At 71.2% G+C, this 18037-nt stretch carries 18 protein-coding genes, 1 tRNA gene and 2 pseudogenes; 12 read left to right on the top strand and 9 right to left on the bottom strand.

Going from position 1 to position 18037, the window contains the following annotated elements:
* Nucleotides 1-147 precede the first annotated feature (147 nt).
* From manB to ACZ52J_RS02835, 3 genes and pseudogenes are all read left to right on the top strand, one after another.
* A pseudogene (gene manB / locus ACZ52J_RS02845) lies at nucleotides 148-1212 on the top strand (mannose-1-phosphate guanylyltransferase); the annotation flags it as partial.
* Between the two features lie 292 nt (nucleotides 1213-1504).
* Nucleotides 1505-2518, top strand: coding sequence for a Yip1 family protein (locus ACZ52J_RS02840; protein WP_465615325.1), 1014 nt, complete (start codon nucleotides 1505-1507; stop codon nucleotides 2516-2518).
* 86 nt (nucleotides 2519-2604) lie between these two features.
* Entirely contained in the window at nucleotides 2605-3495 is an 891-nt protein-coding gene (locus ACZ52J_RS02835) for an alanyl-tRNA editing protein (protein WP_465615323.1), read from the top strand.
* A gap of 93 nt (nucleotides 3496-3588) precedes the next feature.
* Here the strand turns inward: ACZ52J_RS02835 and dcd are convergent, their stop codons facing one another.
* Entirely contained in the window at nucleotides 3589-4164 is a 576-nt protein-coding gene (gene dcd, locus ACZ52J_RS02830; RefSeq protein WP_360496619.1) for a dCTP deaminase, read from the bottom strand.
* A 71-nt stretch (nucleotides 4165-4235) separates the two neighbouring features.
* Entirely contained in the window at nucleotides 4236-4457 is a 222-nt protein-coding gene (locus ACZ52J_RS02825; RefSeq protein WP_465615321.1) for a hypothetical protein, read from the bottom strand.
* 275 nt (nucleotides 4458-4732) lie between these two features.
* On the opposite strand from ACZ52J_RS02825, the gene ACZ52J_RS02820 reads away from it, so the two are divergent.
* Nucleotides 4733-4806 (top strand) — tRNA-Gly (locus ACZ52J_RS02820).
* Between the two features lie 80 nt (nucleotides 4807-4886).
* Here ACZ52J_RS02820 and ACZ52J_RS02815 read toward each other — a convergent pair.
* The 5 genes from ACZ52J_RS02815 to ACZ52J_RS02795 form a co-directional block, all read right to left on the bottom strand.
* A complete protein-coding gene (locus ACZ52J_RS02815; protein WP_465615319.1) occupies nucleotides 4887-6014 on the bottom strand; it encodes a tyrosine-type recombinase/integrase in 1128 nt (375 codons plus the stop codon).
* Nucleotides 6015-6227 carry an excisionase family DNA-binding protein gene (locus ACZ52J_RS02810; protein ID WP_465615317.1) on the bottom strand — a complete coding sequence of 71 codons (213 nt, stop codon included), beginning with the start codon at nucleotides 6225-6227 and terminating at the stop codon, nucleotides 6015-6017.
* Entirely contained in the window at nucleotides 6212-7639 is a 1428-nt protein-coding gene (gene repSA, locus ACZ52J_RS02805) for a replication initiator protein RepSA (protein WP_465615315.1), read from the bottom strand. The genes ACZ52J_RS02810 and repSA overlap by 16 nt, the downstream gene beginning before the upstream one ends.
* Nucleotides 7636-8061 (bottom strand): hypothetical protein, encoded by a 426-nt coding sequence (locus ACZ52J_RS02800; RefSeq protein WP_360253870.1) that lies wholly within the window; start codon nucleotides 8059-8061, stop codon nucleotides 7636-7638. Before ACZ52J_RS02800 ends, repSA begins: the two co-directional genes overlap by 4 nt.
* 309 nt (nucleotides 8062-8370) lie before the next feature.
* On the bottom strand, nucleotides 8371-9150 hold the full coding sequence (locus ACZ52J_RS02795; protein WP_360253868.1) for a GntR family transcriptional regulator: 780 nt from the start codon (nucleotides 9148-9150) through the stop codon (nucleotides 8371-8373).
* 17 nt (nucleotides 9151-9167) lie between these two features.
* Here ACZ52J_RS02795 and ACZ52J_RS02790 point away from each other — a divergent pair, with 17 nt between their 5' ends.
* The 7 genes and pseudogenes from ACZ52J_RS02790 to ACZ52J_RS02760 all read left to right on the top strand — a co-directional run bounded on the left by ACZ52J_RS02790 (nucleotide 9168) and on the right by ACZ52J_RS02760 (nucleotide 14988).
* Entirely contained in the window at nucleotides 9168-9638 is a 471-nt protein-coding gene (locus ACZ52J_RS02790) for an NUDIX hydrolase (RefSeq protein ID WP_360253866.1), read from the top strand.
* A gap of 550 nt (nucleotides 9639-10188) precedes the next feature.
* Nucleotides 10189-10371 (top strand): hypothetical protein, encoded by a 183-nt coding sequence (locus tag ACZ52J_RS02785; RefSeq protein ID WP_360253864.1) that lies wholly within the window; start codon nucleotides 10189-10191, stop codon nucleotides 10369-10371.
* 326 nt (nucleotides 10372-10697) lie between these two features.
* A complete protein-coding gene (locus ACZ52J_RS02780; RefSeq protein WP_465615312.1) occupies nucleotides 10698-11438 on the top strand; it encodes an SDR family NAD(P)-dependent oxidoreductase in 741 nt (246 codons plus the stop codon).
* A gap of 270 nt (nucleotides 11439-11708) precedes the next feature.
* Nucleotides 11709-12371, top strand: a complete 663-nt coding sequence (locus ACZ52J_RS02775; protein ID WP_465615310.1) for a ScbR family autoregulator-binding transcription factor — start codon at nucleotides 11709-11711, stop codon at nucleotides 12369-12371.
* A 246-nt stretch (nucleotides 12372-12617) separates the two neighbouring features.
* Nucleotides 12618-12995 (top strand): annotated as a pseudogene (locus ACZ52J_RS02770) (MerR family transcriptional regulator); the annotation flags it as partial.
* Between the two features lie 380 nt (nucleotides 12996-13375).
* On the top strand, nucleotides 13376-13765 hold the full coding sequence (locus ACZ52J_RS02765) for an ACT domain-containing protein (protein ID WP_465615308.1): 390 nt from the start codon (nucleotides 13376-13378) through the stop codon (nucleotides 13763-13765).
* Nucleotides 13766-13866: 101 nt separating this feature from the next.
* Nucleotides 13867-14988 carry a M20 family metallopeptidase gene (locus ACZ52J_RS02760; RefSeq protein ID WP_465615306.1) on the top strand — a complete coding sequence of 374 codons (1122 nt, stop codon included), beginning with the start codon at nucleotides 13867-13869 and terminating at the stop codon, nucleotides 14986-14988.
* Between the two features lie 52 nt (nucleotides 14989-15040).
* On the opposite strand, the gene ACZ52J_RS02755 is transcribed toward ACZ52J_RS02760, so the two are convergent.
* The gene (locus ACZ52J_RS02755; RefSeq protein WP_465615304.1) at nucleotides 15041-16156 is read right to left on the bottom strand and encodes a nucleotide disphospho-sugar-binding domain-containing protein; all 1116 of its coding nucleotides are present in this window, start codon (nucleotides 16154-16156) and stop codon (nucleotides 15041-15043) included.
* A gap of 204 nt (nucleotides 16157-16360) precedes the next feature.
* The gene (locus tag ACZ52J_RS02750; RefSeq protein ID WP_465615302.1) at nucleotides 16361-17143 is read right to left on the bottom strand and encodes an alpha/beta fold hydrolase; all 783 of its coding nucleotides are present in this window, start codon (nucleotides 17141-17143) and stop codon (nucleotides 16361-16363) included.
* Nucleotides 17144-17464: 321 nt separating this feature from the next.
* Here ACZ52J_RS02750 and ACZ52J_RS02745 point away from each other — a divergent pair, with 321 nt between their 5' ends.
* Complete coding sequence (locus ACZ52J_RS02745; protein WP_360496598.1) at nucleotides 17465-17944, top strand: hypothetical protein; 480 nt, start codon at nucleotides 17465-17467, stop codon at nucleotides 17942-17944.
* The last annotated feature ends 93 nt before the right edge of the window (nucleotides 17945-18037 follow it).

Genomic DNA, 18037 nt, shown 5'->3' with positions numbered 1-18037 from the left:
GCCGGACCGGCTTCGTGCCGGTCGACCCGTTCCGGACACAAGGCCGCACGGGTGCCGACCCGAGCCGGCCGCCCGGGTCGAGAACACCGACGGAGGCATCGGCCCGCCGGGCCGGGCCGCAGAGACACAAGGGGAACAGCGCAGACCATGACCGAGGCGATCATGCTGGTCGGTGGTAAGGGCACGCGACTGCGTCCGCTGACCACCCACACCCCCAAGCCCATGCTGCCGGTGGCAGGCGTCCCGTTCATCGCGCACCAGCTGGCCCGTGCGGCCGCCGCCGGCGTCACCCGCGTCGTGCTGGCCACCTCGTACCTGGCCGAGGTGTTCGAGGACCACTTCCAGGACGGCACCCCGTACGGCATCGAGCTGGTCTACCTGACCGAGCGCGAGCCACTGGGCACCGGCGGGGCCATCCGCAACGCCGCCTCCGGCCTGACCTGCGGCCCCGACGAGCCGGTCCTGGTCTTCAACGGCGACATCCTCTCCGGCGTCGACATCGCCGCCCTGCGTGACGGCCACGTCGCCGCCGGGGCCGACGTCACCCTGCACCTGACCCGGGTCGAGGACCCGCGCGCCTTCGGCCTCGTCCCGACCGACGAGACCGGGCGGGTGCTGGAGTTCCTGGAGAAGCCGGAGACCCCGGAGCAGATCGTCACCGACCAGATCAACGCCGGCTGCTACGTCTTCACCCGCTCCGTGATCGACCGCATCCCGGCCGGCCGCGAGGTGTCCGTCGAGCGCGAGACCTTCCCGGAGCTGCTGGCCACCGGCGCCCTGCTGCGCGGCGTGGTCGACACCTCGTACTGGCTGGACCTCGGCACCCCGGCCGCCTTCGTCCGCGGCTCGGCCGACCTGGTGCTCGGCAAGGTCGACTCCCCGGCCGTCCCCGGCCCGACCGGCGACGCCCTGCTGCTGCCCGGCGCCACCGTCCACCCCGGCGCGGTGCTCAGCGGCGGCACCGTGGTCTCCGCGGACGCGGTGGTCGAGGCCGGCGCGATCGTCGAGGGCAGCGTGATCCTGCCCGGCGCGGTGATCGGCCCGGACACCCTGGTCAAGGACTCGATCGTGGGCGCCTACGCGACCGTCGGCGACCGCTCGGCACTCGACGGCGCGGTGATCGGCGACGGCGCCATCGTGGAGTCGGACAACGAGCTGCCGAACGGCATCCGGATCGCCTGCGGCACCCTGCTGCCGGTCGGCGCCGTCCGCACCACGGCCGGCCCGGGCGGCTGCCCGGCCGGCACCGCCGCCGCGGCGGCGGTGCACGGGCCGTCGGTCACCGCGCAGCGGTAGCTCCGGGTTCCCGGTAGCCCTGTTTCCCGGTAGCCCTGTTTCCCGGCAGCCCCGTTTCCCGGTGGCTCCGGTTTCCCGGCAGCCCCGCGCTCCGGTTTTCCGGAGCGCCGGGGCGGCTTTCGGCCCCGTTCGTCTCAGCCTCGCTGCAAACCGGCCCCGGCTTCGTTCGGGGCCGACGCGCGTTGGGCCGGACGGGTACCTTCAGAGCGTGGCTGGTAATCGATACGACAGCGGTCAGGGTGCCGACCGTCCGCACGGCGGGTGGTCGGCACCTCCGCCGCCGCCGGCAGGGGCGTCCGGGGGGCACGGGCAGACGGACGGGCCGGAGTACTTCACGGCCCCGCACCCGGGAGCCGCGGGCGGACCCGGGGGGACGGCAGGCGACGGGTACGACCCGTACGCGGCCGACCGGCCGGGGAACACCCGCGCCTTCCCGACGGGCGACCCGTACCCGGGCGGCGGCCCGTACGGGCAGGAGCCGCCGCACCAGGGCTACTACGACCAGGGGCAGTACCCGGACCAGGGACAGCAGCCGCCGTACGGGCAGCCGCCGTACCAGCAGGAGGCGCCGTACGGCCACGGCCCCTACGGCCAGGACCAGGACGGCCAGGACCCCTACGGCCAGGACAACGTCGCCGTCTACCGGGCCGGCGGCCAGTCCGCCCCGCACGTCGCCGGCCCCCGGCCGCACTGGCGCGAGCTGTTCATCGGCCTCTTCCGCAGCCCGACCGCGATGTTCGACCGCACCCGCGACCACCAGGTCTGGCTGCCCGCCCTCACCGTCTCGCTGCTGTACGGCTCGCTCGCGGTGCTCGGCATCGGGCTGACCCACGACGACATCGTCAACTCCACCTTCACCGTGGCGCTGACCGGCATCGTCGCCGCCGCCCTCGGCTTCACCGTGGCCGGCGCGGTCTTCGGCACGGTCACGTACGCGCTGGCCCGGCAGCTGGGCGGCGACGGCCCGTGGAAGTCGACCGTCGGCCTGGCCGCGCTGATCGGCTGGCTGACCGACGCGCCCCGGCTGCTCCTCGACCTGGTCCTGCCCTCCGGCAGCGCCGTCGTCCAGGTCGTCGGCTGGGCGACCTGGGCGCTCTGCGCGTTCCTGCTGGCCGGCATGGTCCGACGGCTGCATGACCTGCCCTGGGGCAAGGCCGCCGCCGCGTCGGCGCTGCAACTGCTCGCCCTGCTGGTGCTGATCAAGCTGCCGACGCTGGGCTGACGGGCGAAGGGCAGAATGGTGGACGGGCCGCGGTCGAGCGCCGGGGCCCGTCCACCCTCGTCGTCCCACGTCCACCGGAGCCAGGCATGACCCTCCCCACCACCCACGTCAGCTTCCCGGCCGGGGCGGTGACCGGCGAGTCCCCGGTGCTCGCGGTGCACCCGCTGGCCGACGGCCGGTACGCCGTCGTGACCGGGGCGACCCCGTTCCACCCGCTCGACCACACCTGGCCCGACCAGCCGGCCGACCTCGGCACCCTCACCGTGGACGGCACCGAGCTGGCCGTGGTCGACTGCCTGACCGGCGCCGTCGGCCCGGCCGACGACGCGCTGCTGGTCGGCGCCGACATCCCGGTCCGGCGCGGCGACGAGGAGTGGTCCTGGCTGGTCCTGCACGTCCTCGCCACCGACCCCGGCGACATCGTCGGCCGCACCGCCGCGCTCGCCGTCGACGCCGAGCGCCGGGGCGCTCTCAGCGCCTCGCACAGCGGCTGCCACCTGCTCGCGCTCGCCCTCAATGCCGCGCTCGCCCCGCGCTGGCGCAAGGACCCGGGCCGCTCGGACGCCTTCGGCAACCCGGACTTCGACAGCCTCGCCATGGCGAGCTCGGTGATGGACACCCAGGCCAGCACCGACACCTACCGGCTCGGCAAGTCGCTCAAGAAGAAGGGCTTCACGGCGGACGCCACCGAGGAGTTCCCCGCCCTCGCCGACGCCCTGCCCGCCCTCACCGAGGCCGTCAACGCCCGGCTCGCCGCGTGGGTCGCCGCCGACGCCCCGGTCCGCATCGAGGTGCCCGGCCCCGAGCTCACCGCACGCCGCCAGTGGCACTGCGAACTGCCCGAGGGCGGCGCGCAGATCTTCTGCGGCGGCACCCACCTGCACCACCTCGGCGAGCTGGCCGAGCTGCGCACCGAGCTGCGGCTGTCCGAGGACGGCACCGAGCTGATCGCCGTCACCAGCCCCAAGCGGGCCTGAGAAACGCCGCGGGCGGCCACCCCTCGCTGAGGGGTGGCCGCCCGGTTGCGTGCGGCTCCGCTGGGTCCTCGCTGCTGGGTCGTCGCTGTGCGCTCAGACCTTGCTGCGGTGGAAGTTCAGGTACGAGCGGGACGGCGTCGGGCCGCGCTGGCCCTGGTAGCGCGAGCCGTAGCGCGCCGAGCCGTACGGGTGCTCCGACGGCGAGGAGAGACGGAACAGGCAGAGCTGCCCGATCTTCATGCCCGGGTACAGCTTGATCGGCAGCGTCGCGACGTTCGACAGCTCCAGCGTCACGTGGCCGCTGAAGCCGGGGTCGATGAAGCCGGCCGTGGAGTGGGTGAGCAGGCCCAGCCGACCCAGGCTCGACTTGCCCTCCAGCCGGGAGGCCACGTCGTCGGGCAGCGAGATGACCTCGTACGTCGAGGCCAGCACGAACTCGCCCGGGTGCAGGATGAACGCCTCGTCCCCGTCCGGCTCGACCAGCCGGGTCAGGTCCGGCTGCTCCTCGGAGGGGTCGATGTGCGGGTACTTGTGGTTCTCGAACACGCGGAAGAAGCGGTCGAGGCGCACGTCGATACTCGACGGCTGGATCATCGCCGGGTCGAACGGGTCGATCGAGACCCGGCCCAGGTCGATTTCGGTCCGGATGTCCTTGTCAGAGAGCAGCACGCTTCGAGGTTACGTGCAAGAAAGGGCCCCGGACGAATCCGCCCGGGGCCCACCTGCCCGTCCGCCTGCCGTCAGGCCAGGAACTCCGCGGCCTCCAGCCGCATCGCCTGCGCCAGTTGCGGCTCCGACAGCTCCCGCACGTCGGCCAGCACCGAACTCCGCAGCCGTCCGCACTGCGGACAGCGGATCAACCGCCCGGGCCCGATCCGGCCGGGACCGAGGTTCTGCATCGGGAACGTGGTGGTGCTGAACAGGTGCCCCTCGGCACAACGAACGACGGCGCGCTGCTCCATCGATCCCCTTCCCATCCCTAACCCAGTACTCACCCGTACTCACACGCCCCGGCGGCCGAGCCCCGGGACAGCGTCACATTAGGGGATGTTCCGGACATTCCTCACCGTGGCTCGCCGCCCGACCCCACCCGCCGGAGCACTCGTGCGCGGCCCACACAGTACGCCTCCACCCCTGCCCCCACCCGGCTCCGCCGCACCCCCGGAGCCCCCGTGCAACGGCAGTCGCGAATGGGGTACAGTGACACTGGATCGAGCGGTCTCTGACGGCTCATCAGGCGGGCGTAGTTTAATGGTAGAACATGAGCTTCCCAAGCTTAGAGCGCGAGTTCGATTCTCGTCGCCCGCTCCAGCAGTAAAGGCCCAGCTCAGGGGCATGATCCCCGAGCTGGGCCTTTTGCGTTTCCGGGCTGCCGTGCCCTCTGTGTGCCCCTATGGCTGGTCGGGCGGCGTCGTGCCCCGACCGAGCGTGCGGCTGATCTCGGCATCCATGCCGTCTGCGATCTTCTGGTCCCGTTCGCGAGTGGCGTGCTGGTAGATCATCGCGGCCCGGACGGAGGACTGCCCCATGCGCGCCATCAGTTCCTTGAGGCTGGCCCCGGTCGCGGCGGCCAAGGTGTTGCCGGTGTGCCGGAGGTCGTAGAAGCGGAAGCCCGGCATACCCGCCTTGGCACGTGCCTTCCGCCACACCCGGCCGAAGGTGGTTCGGCGGAATGGAGCGCCCTTCTCGCCGACGAACAGCAGATCCTCATCCCCCTTCTCCGCGAACAGTTCCAGGTGCAGCCGGACATCAGGCAGGACAGCCGCGGGGATAGTGACGACCCGCTTGCCCGCTTCGGACTTCGTGTGGCCGAGCGCCCGCCGGCCGGTGTTGAGTTCGGGGGCCGCGAGCCGGACCTGGACCGTACCGGCCACAAGGTTGATGTCCTTGCGCCGAAGTTCGGCCAGCTCCTCCGGGCGGAGCGTCGTGAAGGCGGCGAGCAGGACCATGGAGCGCCAACGCAGCCCCACCAACTCGGCCAGCTCGTAGACCTGCTCGATGCTGGCGATGCCACGCTCCTCGGCCGACTCCTTGCCCGCGCCCTTGATTCGGCACGGGTTCCGGCGGATCAGCTCGTCATCGGTCGCGGTGGCCATGACGGACTTCAGCAGGCGGTACGCCTTCGCGGCCGTGGTGTGCTTGCCGGTGGCCCGGAGTTCAGCCCGCCAGGCGCGGACCAGCGGAGGCGTGATCTCGTCCAGGTCGAGGTCCCCGAAGGTCGGTTCGAGGTGCAACCGCAGCAGTCGGCGGTACAGCTCCAGGGTGGTCGGCATCAGACCGCGCTCAGTGATCCAGGCGTCGGCGTACTTGGCGAAGTCGACCGCCCCGGCGTCGGGGTCGCGCCAGTCCTTCTTCCGGATGCTGGTCTGCATCTCGGCCAGCCAGTCATCCGCGTCGGTCTTCGTCTCGAAGGTCTCCGGCGCCGGCCGAAGCATGCCGTTCGGGTCGAGGTACCGAGCCTGGAAGCGGCCGGACGGGAGCTTACGGATACGGCCGAACTGCCTTCGCCTGCTTGCCACTTAGGCCACCGCCTGCAGTCGGCGGGACCGGGGCTGAACGGTGTCGGCGGCCACGTAGTCGGAGAGGGCCGATTCCGTGATCCGCACGTGGCGACCGACCTTGACGAAGGCGATCCGGCGTTCCGCGACCAGGCGTCGCGGGAAGCGTTCCCCGCTTGTGTCCCAGGTGCCGAGGCGCTCGGCCACCTCCTTGACTGTCAGCAAGCGGTCCATGCCTCCCCCTCCTCTTGCGCGAGTTGTGCGCGCATCTCCTGTCGGTCGATGGTGTGTCGTTCGTGGATGTCCCGGGCGATGGTGGCGGCGAGCAGGGATTCGCCCGGGGAGTTCCCGGCGCCGGCGAAGGCCCAGTGGGCGACGACCAGGGTCTCTGCCTCGGGCAGGTCGTCCAGGTCCGGCAGTCCGGCGGCGAGGAGCCGTTCCCGGAGTTCGGTGCGGGCTTGGTCGGCGCGGTAGTCGGCGCGGACCTGCCGGAGGGCGCCGAGGGTGGTCGAGTAGGTGGGGGACTTGCTGGAGAAGTGACCGCGGAAGCCGAGCATGTGGGACCAGTGCGCGAGCAGGCGGCCCGGGTAGTGCCGGTCGAGGTCCCAGCAGGCCTCGATCAGCCGGCGGGTGTGGGCGGGCAGATCGTGCCGGTCGAGTTCGTGACGCTCCAGGATCCGGCGGTCCACCGTCTCGGTGGTCTCAGCGGACTTGGTGGCGTACTTGGCCACGTACGAGGCCACCGCCTGCTCCGTGATCTCGCCGGTCGAGAAGGCGCCGATCGGGCGGACATCGACCTGCGTTCCCCACCCCAGGACGCGGGCAGGCTGGTCACCTCCGGCGGCGACGGGAACGCCGGCGCGGCGGGCGGCGGCCCGGATCGCAGCGTCCAGGAGCGCGACCGTCGCCCAGCCGGGCGGCGGCGTGCCGGGACCCTTGGGTCCGTCGATGCGGATGACGGCGTGGAAGTGGACGGCGCCCCGGCGCTGGTACTCGGCGACCTTGCCGAACGAGACCTTCGCCTGCTCCTTGAACTCGTACTGGTACAGCCCGGCCATCTTCGCCATGGTCCGGAACAGGTAGATGGTGAAGCGGCGCCACAGGTCCGGGGCGTGGTTGTTCCACAGCACCGCGTGCCCGTAGTCGTACGTCTCCGGGTCCAGCGGCGTCCCGAGCAGGGGCGACCCGGCCGGGTGGTCGAAGCCGCAGCGGCAGGTGCCCTTGTCGGGCCGGTTGTGGACCGGGCCGAAGCTGGGTGCGGTGAGGGTGGCGAAGACGCGGGGATGCGAGCGGACCGTGGCCGGGACGCCCTTGGCGGTGTCTCCGGCGAGTCCTGCGCGGATCAGGTGGAAAGTGTCCGCCGAGTACGTCCGGGCGCACGAGGGGCAGCGGGAGGAGCGGCGGTTGCCGCAGGCGACCTTGAGACGCTGGCCGGGTTCGTGCTCGGTGGAGTAGCGGTGCCAGACGGCGCCGGTCGGGGCGTGGGTGAGGGTGCGGAAGCCCTTGAGGTGGATCGGGTTGGAGCAGCCGCCGGTCCGGCGTAACTGGTCCTGAAGCTTGGGGAGGTCGCCCCGGGAGGCGAGCCGGGCCAGGTCCGCGAGGACCAGCCGGTCCACCCCGCCGGGGAGAACGGGAGCGTGGGTCACGCGGCCACCGCCAGGACGGGCCGGGCGTTCGGGGTGTGCTCGGGGCAGGGCCGGAAGTACGGGGCGTCGTCGGTCCACTCGTTCAGCGGGACCGGGACCCAGCCGGTGTGGCCGTCGTTGTCGTCCCACACGTCGATGTGGCACGGGCAGGCGCCGTACCGGCCGTAGTGGTGGCTGCCGATGCAGTCGCACGGCACGAAGGCGCCGGTGGCGCCGGACAGGGCGCCGTCGAGGTCGACGACCCGCAGCGTCCCCGAGCAGGACGGGCAGGCGTCGGCGTCGGTGGGGGCGGCGTGGAGGGAGCAGGACACGAAGTCGCCCAGCGCGGCCCGGTACTTCGGCGGGACCGGGATGCGACCGGTTCCGGCGCACAGGCAGTGGACGAGCGCGACGGCGAGACCGGCGAGGGGGGCAGCAGGCATGATGGAGGCTCCCTTGAACGAGGGGCGAAGGGGACGACGCGCGGCTTGGCGGTTGAGCGTCGTCCCCGCTGCATGTGCTGGCGGCGGCGTGTTCAGCGGCCCCTAAGGACCGCCGGGGATCGTGGCGGCGTGCTCGGCAGTCACACCGTTTGGAGGAGCAACTGCCGGGGATTTCACAGGTCAGCTACATGGGCCAACCTTGTGCACTCATGTACATGAGTGACTGATAGAAGAGTGCCTGAGTCCTGTACATGAGTCAACCCGTCACGAGAAAGAATCCCAGGACGGGTTGCGAGAGTTGACCAACAGTCAGTCGCGCGCGGCGAACCGGTAGTCCAGTACGAACTGATCAGCGGCCATCACCGTGTCGCAAACCTCGACGACCCGGCCGCCATCGGTCATGGCGTCCCGGACCAGATGGATCACAGGGGCCCCCGGGCTGAGCGCAAGAGCCGAGGTCTCCGGCTTGGTCGCCAGGCGAGCACGAACGGTCTCCGTGAATTCCGCGAGCGTATGGCCGTGCTCCTCCAGGCGGGCGTAGATCCCTCCGCCGCCAGGGTTCTCAGCGAACATCTCCGGGATGTCCTTCACCACATCCCAGGGCAGGTACGAGGTCGCTTCCTCGGTGGGCACGCCGTCCCGGAAGTACCTTCGCTTACGAGCCAAGACCTTCGCGCCGGCGGGAACACCCAGCCGCTCGGCGATCTCGGCAGGCGCATCGGCCGGGCCGACGAAGAGGACCGTCACCGAGGGGGTACCGCCTGACTGCTCCGCCTCCGCAAGGTAGGCCGCCTTACCGGCCTTCCGGTGAGCCCGGCGGAACCGATCTGAGGACTTTCGTTGCACTGGCGGGCGGGATCGAACGAAGGAGCCCCGTCCGTGGTGCGTCTCGATGAGCTGAGCTGTCCGCAGCTCGGCGATGGCCTTGCGCACGGTGCCGGAGGCCACGCTGTAGCGCTCCATCAGCTCGGCTTCGCTGGGCACCGAGGCCCCGGGAGCGAGGGTCCCGGACTTGATCTGGGCCGCCAGGTCATCCGCGATCTGGAGATACTTGGACTTGGCCGTCGAGGCCACCTCATTGCTCGCCATGGTCCTACTCATCTCCTATGCTCCTGTACATGAGTAGCAGCCCCGCACTGAAAGCGTCAACGCCCCTCCACTCCGTGTCTGTGGCGGGGGCTGTGGTGCGTGAGGACGGGCGAGTCCTGGTGATCCAGCGGGCCGATAACGGCACCTGGGAGCCTCCGGGTGGCGTGCTTGAACTCGGCGAGACCGTGGAGGACGGCGTTCGGCGCGAGGTCTTCGAAGAGACCGGGCTCCTCGTTCGGCCGGAGCGACTGACCGGCGTCTACAAGAACATGAACCGGAGCATCGTGGCCCTGGTGTTCCGTTGCCGGGTCGAAGGCGGCAAGGAGCAGACCACAGACGAGGCGACGGCCGTCCGCTGGTTCACCCCTCAGGAGGTCCGGGAGAGCATGGGCGAGGTCTTCGCCGTACGCATCCTTGACGCACTGAGCGGCCCCGGGGGCGATGCCCCGCACATCCGGGCCCATGACGGCCGGAAGCTGATCGGGTAGGGCCGAGGAGAACGCCGGACGCGCCAAGCGCCCCAGACGGGCCGAGATGGGGATAGGGGTAGATAGCTGGGAGTGGGTGTGAGGGGGTGGGGTGTGAAGGTGACTGTTATGAGTTTCGCTACTGATTCAAGGGCGCGCACAGCGCGCCAGCGCGCGGCCCTGGCCGCTCGCCGTCGCTCCTGTCTGCGCCCCGCTCCGTCGGCGGCCGGCCGCGCACGTCGAGCGTGCGGCCGGGAGGGTTGCCGAGGTCAGAGCCCGCCGGGGCTGGGGGCGGGCGGCTGCGCGGTTTTACCCACCTCCCCGGCTCGGGACCCGCGTCGAGCAAGAACGGGGGGCCACTCGGCCAAGTTGCGGTCAGGCCCAAAGAGCCCTGACCGAGTCGCAACAGCTTACGGCCCCCCGATCATGCTCGACCCCAAGCCAGGCAGGACACCGGCCAAAACCGCTACGCCACCCTCGCAGTGGCGAAGTGTCAGCAGTGACGGGGGGCTTAGGATCTAGGATCGGCGTTGTACGGCTTCGCTCTCATCTCAACGAATCGGAGTCCCGAATGGCCAGCTACGAAGAACATGCCCAGGCCGCGAGCCAGCTCTTGGCGCCGGTCAAGATTGGCAAGCTATCCAGCTACGAACTCCGCACGCAGGTCGCACAGGTCGAAGCTCTGCTGGCGCTCGCCGCAGCCATCGCTGGCCGATCCGGAGACGCCGCTGACAGGCAGCGCCAGGCGTATTGAGCCGTGCCCTATCCGTGCCCCAAGGGGCGGTGTTGGGCGGTAAGTCACGGTGAACAGCGGGGTCATCGATCGAGGCCGAAGCAGGCCCGAGGTCCGGATGTCTGCACGTCAGAGCACTTGTGGGCCAGGAGAGTGGGCGAGATTCCCAAGCTTAGAGCGCGAGTTCGATTCTCGTCGCCCGCTCCACACTGAAAGCCGCAGGTCATCTGACCTGCGGCTTTCTTGTTGTGCGGTGCGGCCGGCTCCGGGCTTGACCCTCACATCGGTGGGAATGTTCGAGGATCCCGTCAGGACAATCAACGATCCGTCTATCGAAGGAATCATCGATGAGTGACCTGACCGGAAAGGTAGCGCTGGTGACCGGCGGCAGCCGGGGGATCGGCGCGGCGATCGCGAAGCGGCTGGCCGACGCGGGGGCGGCGGTGGCGCTGACCTACGTCCAGGCGGAGGACAAGGCGCGCGAGGTTGCCAAGCAGATTGAGGCGGACGGCGGCCGGGCCCTGGTCATCCAGGCTGATCTGACCCAGCCGACCGCTGCGGCGGACGCCGTGGAGCAGACGGTGCGGGAGCTGGGCCGTATCGACATTCTGGTGAACAACGGCGGCTTCCTCGCCTACGGCCCGCTGGCCGAGGTGACCGCTGACGAGCTGGACCGCGTGCTCGCCGTGGACGTCAAGTCGGTCTTCCTGGGCGCCCAGGCCGCCGCCAAGCACATGGACCACGGCGGCCGGATCATCAGCGTCGGGTCGTGCTTCAACGGGCGCGTCCCCGGTGCGAACTTCGTCCTGCAGGCGACGGCCAAGACCGCGCTCATCGGTCTGACCAAGGCACTTGCCCGGGAGCTGGGGCCGCGCGGGATCACCGTCACCACCGTGGACCCGGGCCCGATCGACACCGACATGAACCCGGCCGAGGGCGAGAGCGCCGACTTCCAGAACGGCCTCACCGCCCTGGGGCGCTTCGGCGTGGCCGAGGACATCGCTGCCGCGGTGACCTTCCTGGCGGGCCCCGGTGGCCGCTACATCACCGGCACCGGTCTCGCCGTGGACGGCGGGTACACCGCCTGACGGCGAGCCGTCCCCGCCCCCTCGGAGGGCGGTTGCGACAAGGCTCCCCGGCCGAAGAGTTGAGACCTGAGACATCTCGACTCGACGGCCGGGGAGCCTTGTCGTATGTCGGCGTAGCGCGGACGAACAGAGCCGTGCGGGGTGCCGGTGATGGTCACGAGCACCCCGCGGCGAGAGGTTCGAAGCCCTGGAACGCCTCCTCAACTCGTCTCGGCGGCCCGCAGATAAGATAAAGAAAACTTTTTTTCGTAAAGATTGGCAGGTGATCTCATGACCGGGCGGGTCGTGAAGCAGGAGCGTGCCGAGCGGACCCGGGCCGCTGTGGTGCGGGCGGCGGCGGAGGTGTTCGGGCAGCTCGGCTTTGCCGGCTCGAGCGTGGTGAAGATCGCCGACCGGGCGGGGGTCACGCTCGGCGCCGTGTACTTCCACTTCCGGAACAAGGAGGAGCTGGCCCGGTTCATCGTCTCCGGTCAGCCGGACCTGGTGGTCCCGCCGCAGCTCTCGCAGGGCCTCCAGCGCGCCGTGGACATCACCCTCACCTGGGCCTGTCAGCTGCTCGACAACCCCATTCTGCAGGCCGGCGCCCGGCTGGTGTGGGAGCAGGAGCGGTTCCTCCCTCCGGAGGAGAACTCCCACCGGCAGTGGGCCAAGCTCGTGCTGGAGGACCTTCGCATGGCCCAGGCCAAGCGGGAGTTGAAGACCGGGACGGACATCGAGGCGTTCGCCCGACTGCTGGTCAACGCCTGTACCGGCGCCCAGATGCACTCCTACGTCGAGGCCGGGCACGCGGATCTGCCGCAGCGGGTGGCGGAGATCTGGCGGTGCATGCTGCCGGCGATCGCGGTGCCGAGCACCGTCCGGCGGATCGAGCTGGGCGAGGAGCGGGGGAGGCCGGCCCGTGATGCCGCCCCGGTGGCGGCGGCCGGTTCCTGAGTCATTGTTCGGACGGCGCTTCCCGACCGCACCCGGCGGCTGCCGGCAATACGTCACCTGCCCCACCGCGACCTGGGTCTCGGCGTAGCCCTGGATGCGGACCGCCGCCGCGTGGTCCTCCTCGACCGCACAGCCAGGCTTCAAAAAAAGAGAACTATTAATTATCTTATGGCGTGAGGCTGTATCAGTGATGCACCCTGGCGGAACTGGCGGCACTGGCAGACGGTGAGACAGGAGGTGGGCCAGATGCGGATCGGAGAGCTGTCCGAGCGCACCGGAACCCCGCGCCGATTACTGCGCTACTACGAGGAGCAGGGGCTGATCGCCCCGGAGCGCTCCGCGAACGGCTACCGGGAGTACGACGAGCGCTGCGTCGACCGCGTCCTGCAGATCCGGGGGCTGCTCGACTCCGGACTGCCGACCCGGATCATCAAGCAGCTTCTTCCGTGCCTGAGCTCCCGAGTGATCCACGTTGCCGGCGCGACCGCGGAGACGATCACGACCCTGGAGCGGGAGCGGGAGCGGATGGGCGAGCGCATCGAGTGCCTGATCCGCAGACATGAAGCCATTTCGGGCTACCTCGATGCCGTACGTCGCGCGCAGCAGCCTACGGCCGCGGCGCCGGTCGCGCGGGAGACGACCGGCGCCGCGGAGTTTCGGCCCTACGGCCTGGTCGCAACGGTCTGGCCGACCTGGACCGGATTGGCCAGCAGGTTTCCGCCCGGACGATTCCGGTGCGTGCCGGATCCGTGCCAGAGCGGGTGGTGAGCGGCGGTCAGCAGCGGTCTGCGCCCGGTGTCCGAAGGGCCGATTGCGGTGGCATCGTTGCAGGTCAGGAGCGCTTTGGGTCCGGAAGCCCAAAGATTCCCGAGCTTGGAGCGCGAGTTCGATTCTCGTCGCCCGCTCCCTACCGAAAGCCGCAGGTCACATGACCTGCGGCTTTTGCGTTGTCCGGGGCCGGGGGTGCGGGTCCATGGATGCGCAGGATTTCCTACCATCGGCGGGTGACTACCGCGGCCGCGCAGCATCTGCGCATTCTTCCGGAATCCCTCTGCGTCGAACGTCCGGCCGATGAGGCGTCGGCCCTGGCGTCGCGCTGGGTCTCGCTGGTTCGGGCCCCCGAGGGGCTGACCGTGGTGCGCGAGGTGGACGAGCGGGTGGACGGCGCGTCCGTCGAGCGCTGGACGGCGCTGTACAGCGGTGACAGTGCCCACGCGCTCGACCTGCCGGGCATGTTGTCCTTGCTCATCGCGCCGCTGGCAGCCGCCGGAGTGCCGGTGTTCGTGGCCTCGACGTACGACGCGGACCTGGTGCTGGTGCCTTCGGAGCGGCTCACCGACGCCTTGGCGGCCCTGCGGTCGGCCGGTCACCGCGTGGAGGAGCAAGACGAGTAAGAGGAGTAGGGCGAGTAGGACGAGTAGGACGAATAAGCAGGCGCGCAGGCAGACAACCCGGTGCGGGTGTGCGGCGGGCCGAACCACACAGACGTTGAAGGATGACGATGCACAGGAGTGCCGCCGTACGCGTGGACGCGATGCTCGAGGACCTGCGGAGGCTCGTCGAGGTCGAGTCCCCGTCCCGCGACCCGGACGCCCTGCGGGTCTCCGCCGAGGCCGTCGCGGCGGTGATCGAGAGCCGGCTGGGCGGGCGGGCCGTCCTGGTGGAGAGCGTGGCGGGTCCGCACGTCCACTGGTCGGGCGGCGGCGATCCGCAGGTGCTGGTCCTCGGCCACCACGACACGGTGTTCCCGCTCGGCACGCTCGCCCGGCGTCCCTTCCGGGTGGAACACGGCCACGCGACCGGACCCGGTGTCTTCGACATGCTCGGCGGTCTCGTGCAGGCCGTCCACGGGCTGGCGGCGCTGGACGATCCGACCGGCGTGGAGATCCTGGTGACCGCCGACGAGGAGGTCGGCTCCGGCGCCTCGCGGGCGCTGATCGAGGAGCGGGCCCGCGCCTGCGGGGCGGTCCTGGTGTTCGAGGGGGCGGCCGAAGGTGGCGCTCTGAAGACCGGTCGCAAGGGGTGCGGCACGTTCGAACTGTCCGTCAGGGGCCGGGCGGCGCACGCCGGGCTGGAGCCCGCTGCCGGAGTCAACGCGCTGGTCGAGGCGGCCCACCAGGTCCTGGACCTGGCGGCGCTGAGCCGACCGGAGGCCGGGACGACGGTGACGCCGACCATCGCGTCGGCAGGGACCACCGACAACGTGGTGCCGGCGGAGGCGACGGTGACCGTCGACGTCCGCGTCGAGACGGCCGGGGAGAAGGAGCGGATCGAGTCCGCGTTCGCGAACCTGCGCCCGCACCTGGACGGGGCCGAGATCGTGGTCCGGGGCGCGGTGGGCCGGCCCCCGATGCCGGAGTCGGCGTCGGAGCAGCTGTTCCGGCTGGCACGCCGACTCGTTCCGGGCCTCTCGGGTACGGCGGTCGGCGGAGGCAGCGACGGCAACTTCACCGCCGCCCTGGGCATACCGACGCTGGACGGCCTGGGCGCGGTCGGCGGGGGCGCCCACGCCGACCACGAGTACGTCGTGGTCGACGCGATGGTGCCGCGGGCGCGCCTGGTGACCGGACTGGTGAACGCGATCCGGGAGGAGTTCGCCCCGGCCGCCCGCGGGTGAGAGACCGTCCGGTCGGGTTCGGCCGTCCGGCCGAACCCGACCGGGCCATGGCTCAGCGGGTGGTGAGGGCTTCGAGGGTGGGGACGAGGGCGGTCGGGGTGGGGAGGGCGGCGTTCTCGGCCTGGAGCCGGTGGGCGGCGTCGCGGAGGTCGGGGTCGGTGAGGAGGCGGTCGAGGAGGGCGGTGTCCACGGCGTCGGAGGAGGAGCTCAGGGCGGCGCCGCTCGCGGTGAGCGCCTCGGCGTTGATGAAGTGGTCCGCGCCCTGGGGGAGGAGCAGCTGGGGCAGGCCGGCCTGGAGGGCGGTCAGCATGGTGCCGGAGCCGCCGTGGTGGATCAACGCGTCGGCGCGGCTGAGCAGTTCGTTGAGCGGGACCCAGGGCAGTCCGCGGACGTTGTCGGGCAGGGTGCCGAGCGGGGCGAGGTCGGCGCCGCCGACGGCGAGCAGGAAGTCGGCGTCGACCTCGGCGGCGGCCTCGACCAGGCGGGCGACGGCCCGGACGCCGTCGAGTTCGGCGAGGACGGTGCCCAGGGTGACGGCGATCCGCGGGCGGTCGGCGGTGCGGAGGAACTCGGCCGGGACCATGCCGCCGCCGTTGTAGGGGATGTAGCGCATCGGCAGGCCGTCCGGGTCGCCGCCGAGCGGGCCGATGTTGAGTGCGGTGGCGGGGGCCGGGCCGGCCAGGCCGTGCCGCTCGTAGACGTCGGTGAAGTGGGAGGCGAGCAGGCGGCTCATGGGGAGGCCGGGGTTGACCCCGAAGTTGTGGACCACCGACGGGATCTTGAGCAGGGTCGCCACCAGCGGTGCGGCGGCCTGGAAGGAGTCGTGGACGAGCAGGTCGGCGCCCCACTCGGTGGCGGCCTCCAGCAGGCCGTCGACGGTGGGGCGGGAGGCGTGCGCGAAGATCGCGGCCGCCGTGTCGAAGATCTCGTCCTGCGACCTGTCCGGGGTGACGTACTGGATCTTGTTCCCGAGGCGCTCCTCGAACAGCTCCATCAGGCCCCGGCCGTCGCCGATCTCGACGATCGGGAAGCCCGCGCGGCGGAGCTGGTCGAGCGGCTGCCCGCAGGCGAACAGGACCTCGTGCCCGGCGGCGCGCAGCGCCTGGGCGGTCGGCACGAGCGGGAAGAGGTGGCCGGCCGAGGCGGGGCCGGTGAAGAGTATGCGCATGGTCTGCTCCTTGCCGGTGTGACTGACGAAGCAGTCTCACCTTGCAAGTTGACGTTCAGTCAATTTCATTCCGATCACCAGGCGCGGTAATCGGCCTTTTTGAACAGGGACTTGTTACCCGGGCGGCGGTGTGCTCCGACTCCCCCTTCCGCCGCCCGTCGCCGGGTCCCCGTTCCCCGGTGCCGATGGCCCGCCGCCCGCCGCTCATGCGGCGTCGAGGAACTCCCGGACGGTCCTGGTGAACGCCTCGGTCTCCTCGGCGAGCACGATGTGGCCGGTGTCGAACTCGGCGTAGACGCTGCCCGGGAGGGCGGCGTGCAGGCGCCGCGCGTTGCGCACCGGGACGGTGGCGTCCTGGGTGCAGCCGATCACCAGGGCCGGGGCCTGGACGTGGGGCAGCAGCGGGGTGAGGTCCAGGCTGAGGTCGAGGGCGATGTGCCGCAGGGTGCCGGGAGTTGGCTGCATGTAGGCGGTGTTGGCCTCGACGGCGGCGCGGCCGATCCGGTCGAGGAAGCCGCCGCTGAAGGCGGTGAGGGTGGCGTAGCCGCCGAAGGCGCCGGGGTGGTCGGCGAGTGACAGCCAGGTGGCCATGGACAGGCGCAGGTACTCGTCCTGTTCGGCGCTGATCCAGCCGGCGGCGGCGACCAGGCGGCGGACCTGGTCGGGGCGCCGGGCGGCCGCCGCGGTGGCGACGACGGCGCCGAGCGAGAAGCCGAAGACGTCGGCGGGGCCGCGGTCGGCGTCGTCGATCACGGCGTTGACCTGGGTGGCGAGGGTCTCCAGGGTGAGCGGGGAGCCGTCATCCTCGGCGGCCTCGCTGCCGGAGAGGTCGGGCAGCAGCACGGTGTAGCGGTCGGTGAAGGAGTCCAGCAGGCCGTCCCACATGCCGGATCCGGGGCCGGTGCCGTGGACCAGGACGAGGGTGTCGGGGCCGTCGCCGACGACGCGGTAGGGGATGCGGGCGGTGCCGACGGTGATGGTGGGCATGGCGGGAGTCCTTTCGTGGACGGTGGTGCCGCCGGGCTGTTCCCGTTGGCGGCACGAGAAGTAAACTACACAGTGCAGAGCAGTGATTCAACTGCACCGTGCAGTGCAATTCGAAAGGTGTGGGGATGGTGGGGATGGAACTGCCCGTACCCGTCCACCGTCCAAGCAGTGACGGAATCCCAGCCCGGGTTGATCGCCGGGAGGAGTACGGAGGGCCCTGTGCAGTCAGGTGGTGCCGAACTCAACGTCGGATGCCCGGGCGGCTGCCCCGATGGTGCGCCGGCCGTGCCCGCCTGGCGGTGGTCGAGGCCGGAACCAGGTGTGACGGCCGATCAACTCGATGCCGCAGAGCGCTGCGAGACGCTGCTTCAGGACACCCTGGACGCCATCGACCCGATGCCCGCCTGGCAGGAGGCGGCGCCCCGGTCGGGCGCGCGGTTGCCCCGGCCGGGGCGCGAGTCGGCGGTGCGCTGGTACGTCACCCGGGGGCGCGACATCCTCACCGTCGTCTCGCTGCCCCGGCGGGCGGCGCTGGTGGACGCAGTGGAACGGCACTGGCGGCGGCGCGGCTGGACGATCACCTCGCTGAACACCGACTGGGACCGCCCCGGGGTGGCCGCGACCACCCGGGACGGCTACCGACTGGCGCTCCGCTTCGGGGAGTCGGGCGAGGCCGGGCTGACTGCGAGCTCGCCCGGGGTGGCCCGCTCGGAGCGGCTCCCGGTGCTGTCCGGGGGTGGTGGCCCAAGCTCGGCGCCACTGCCGTACGTGTGTTGCCCGTACTGGAGCGCGCTGGCGTAGTCGAAGGCCGAGAGGGACCGGGGGAGGCGTGGGGGGGGGGGCCCCCAAACCCCTCCCCCCCCCCCCCTCTCGCGGATCCTGCGTGGTGCGTCT

This window comes from Kitasatospora sp. NPDC034035 (assembly GCF_055575755.1).
This window is presented reverse-complemented; position numbering and strand designations above follow the sequence as displayed.